This is a genomic window from Pseudochelatococcus contaminans, assembly GCF_014195635.1.
Lineage (GTDB): Bacteria > Pseudomonadota > Alphaproteobacteria > Rhizobiales > Beijerinckiaceae > Pseudochelatococcus > Pseudochelatococcus contaminans.
In genome coordinates this window covers 1-2,824 of sequence record NZ_JACICC010000041.1, presented here as the reverse complement: position 1 = coordinate 2,824, position 2,824 = coordinate 1, and the positions used below count along the sequence as shown (strand labels likewise).

Annotated in this window: 4 protein-coding genes; all 4 read left to right on the top strand. The window is 60.0% G+C overall.

Annotated elements, in window-relative coordinates; translation table 11 throughout:
* The first annotated feature begins 100 nt into the window (after positions 1-100).
* The 4 genes from trbB to FHS81_RS18570 are packed head-to-tail and all read left to right on the top strand — an operon-like array spanning position 101 to position 2,789.
* Positions 101-940 carry a P-type conjugative transfer ATPase TrbB gene (trbB, locus tag FHS81_RS18585; protein ID WP_246375107.1) on the top strand — a complete coding sequence of 280 codons (840 nt, stop codon included), beginning with the start codon at positions 101-103 and terminating at the stop codon, positions 938-940.
* A gap of 10 nt (positions 941-950) precedes the next feature.
* Positions 951-1,418 (top strand): TrbC/VirB2 family protein, encoded by a 468-nt coding sequence (locus FHS81_RS18580; protein ID WP_183755060.1) that lies wholly within the window; start codon positions 951-953, stop codon positions 1,416-1,418.
* A gap of 23 nt (positions 1,419-1,441) precedes the next feature.
* Positions 1,442-1,732 (top strand): conjugal transfer protein TrbD, encoded by a 291-nt coding sequence (locus tag FHS81_RS18575; protein ID WP_428982468.1) that lies wholly within the window; start codon positions 1,442-1,444, stop codon positions 1,730-1,732.
* A gap of 13 nt (positions 1,733-1,745) precedes the next feature.
* Positions 1,746-2,789, top strand: coding sequence for a VirB4 family type IV secretion/conjugal transfer ATPase (locus FHS81_RS18570; protein ID WP_246375105.1), 1,044 nt, complete (start codon positions 1,746-1,748; stop codon positions 2,787-2,789).
* Positions 2,790-2,824: the final 35 nt, after the last annotated feature.

Below are 2,824 nucleotides of genomic sequence, written 5' to 3'. Positions count from 1 at the left end.
CGAACTCAGGCCGCTGCGCGATCCCCGAACCGCAGGAATCGACGACCTGTAGGCAAGCTTATGTGTGTTTTCTGTTCCGTTGCTACTCAGAGCCCAAATTATGCTGAACCCTGACGGCTCGCTGTGGTGCGAGTGGCTGGGTCAGCCGATGGAGCGGGTTGGCACGATGCCCAAGGCACAGGCCGAATCGCTGATGGGCACCGTGGCGTCTTCGCTGCGAACCCACATCACGGCGGCGAACCCGATCCTTGAATGCGAGCTGCCGCTTGACGGCTCCCGATTCGAGGCGCTGCTACCCCCAATCGTGAGCGGCCCGACCTTCACGATCCGTAAGAAAGCGAGCATCGTTTTCACGCTGGCCAACTACGTTAAGTCGGGGATCATGACCGAAACGCAGTGCGAGGCCATCAAGCGGGCAGTGCGCGAGCGCAAGAACATTCTTGTGGTTGGCGGTACTGGCACCGGCAAGACGACGCTCACAAACGCGATCATCGCCGACATTGATGCCGCTACCCCTGAGCATCGAATCGTCATCATCGAGGACACCCGCGAGCTGCAATGCAGCTCGCCGAACGTTGTCCAGTTGCGGGCTGTCGATCACGTCGATATGACCCGCTTACTCAAAGCAACCATGCGCCTGCGTCCCGACCGGATTCTGGTCGGCGAGGCCCGCGACGGCTCGGCGCTGGCGTTGCTCAAGGCTTGGAACACTGGCCACCCCGGCGGGGTGGCCACTGTTCACGCGAATTCGGCATATGCAGGGCTGATCCGCATAGAACAGCTTGTGGCGGAAGCCACCGCAGCGCCGATGCAAGCGCTGATCGCCGAGGCCATCGACTTAATCATTGCGATTGAGAAAACGGCCACGGGGCGGCGCATCAAGGAGGTCGTAACCGTTAGCGGACACGACGGAACCAACTACATCACACAACCGGTATAGGAAATCAAAAATGACTGCTAATGCTTTGTTCGCTTCGCCCGTGGCGTCGTCGGCTCAACCCTCCGTGTCGAAGGTGCGCGCTGTCCTGTCGAGTCCCTTTTTCTGGCTTATGGCGGCCTTGGTCGTAGCCCTTCTTTTTGGTGCCGAACCTGCCCATGCAGCGAACGCCCAAGAAGGCGGCGGCGCGGGCCTGCCATGGGAAGGCCCGATTGCCAAGCTCGTCCAGTCGATCAGCGGCCCGGTGGCCTTCGGTATCGCTCTGCTGGGCATCATCGCGTGCGGCGCGACCCTGATTTGGGGTGGTGAAATCTCCGAGTTCACCCGTCGCATCATCTACGTGATTCTCGTTGTCTGCATCATCGTTTTCGCCAAGAACCTGCTCACCGGCACCATGTTCTCCGGCGCTGTCATCCCGGCCAATGCGACGATCACCGCTGACGACGTAGCCACCGCACAAGCGAGTGCAGGGGGTCGCTAATGCAGACCGAGGAAGCGCGTCGATTGACGCCTTTCCACCGGGCACTGCACCGGCCGCAACAGGTATGGGGAGGCGAGCGCGAGCTAATGCTGTTCTCCATGCTGGTTGCGGGCGGGCTGATCGTATCGGCCATGAACTGGCCCGCCACGATCATCGGTACGTGCATCTGGCTGGTTTGCGTCTACGGCCTTCGCAAGATGGCGAAGGCTGATCCCAACATGAGCAAGGTCTACGTTCGACAGCTCAAGTACGGGAACTATTACGGGCCGTTCTCTCGGCCCCATCGGGTGGCCAAGTCGCCACGCATCTACTGATAAGGAGCGGAGAATGCTTGCGTTAGCACCCTTCCGTAGCAAGGCCGCTGGCCTGCCCGATCTGCTCAACTACGCCGCCTTGATTGATGAAGGTGTCGTGCTGGGCAAAGACGGCTCGTTGATGGCTGGTTTCTTCTTTCGTGGTGACGACGCAGCATCCGCCACCACGTCGGAACGCAACTACCTAACCGCGTTGGTCAATCAGTACCTCGCCCGCTTTGGCGGTGGCTGGTCGCTGTGGACTGACGCCTCCCGCCTTTCATCGCCGGGCTACCCTCGGCCGGATGAATCGTTCTTTCCTGAGCCTGTGACGGCCATGATCGACGCCGAACGCCGCGCTTCCTTCGTCAAGGATCACGCGTTGTTTGAGAGTGAATATGCGCTGATTCTGACCTTCCTGCCGCCAACCCGCCGCGACTCGAAATTGAGCGAAATGGTCTATGACGACGACGGCATTGATGACACCAACCCGGCCGACCGCCTGTTGGCTGACTTCAAGAAAAAGCTCGATGACCTGCAAGACGGCCTCGCCGATCTGCTGCACATGCGCCGCATGGGCACCATTACGGTCGGCGATGACGACGACACCTACGAGAGTGACGAGCTGGTCAACTACCTGCATTACGCTCTGACCAACGAGCCGATTGCCCTGCGTATTCCCGACTGCCCGATGTATCTGGATGCGTGGCTGGGCTACCCGACACTTTGGCCGGGCGACACGCCGAAGGTCGGCGACAAGTTCGTGTCATGCGTGGCCATCGAAGGTTTCCCCGGCAACTCGTATCCCGGCATCCTCGACATGCTCGATACCCTGCCGATGGCCTACCGCTGGTCGTCGCGCTTTATCTTCCTCGAACAGCAAGAGGCCGTCGCGGCCCTGAACCGCTACCGCCTGAAATGGCAACAGAAAATTCGCGGTTTCTGGTCGCAGGTGATGAAGTCGCAGAAGGGCATGATTAACACCGATGCCCTGAAAATGGCGCAGGAATCCGAGGTGGCCTGTTGGTTTCCGCGCAGAACTGAGCCGGTTAGGCGCATAATTTCCATTGAGAATTGAGCCATGTGAACCTTCCCCCAACGCGAAGAGCGACG

What these genes read in the sequence shown, in the direction of transcription:
- trbB (WP_246375107.1), top strand. Translation starts at nt 101, where the DNA reads ATGCTGAACCCTGACGGCTCGCTGTGGTGCGAGTGGCTGGGTCAGCCG.
- FHS81_RS18580 (WP_183755060.1), top strand. Translation starts at nt 951, where the DNA reads ATGACTGCTAATGCTTTGTTCGCTTCGCCCGTGGCGTCGTCGGCTCAA.
- FHS81_RS18570 (WP_246375105.1), top strand. Translation starts at nt 1,746, where the DNA reads ATGCTTGCGTTAGCACCCTTCCGTAGCAAGGCCGCTGGCCTGCCCGAT.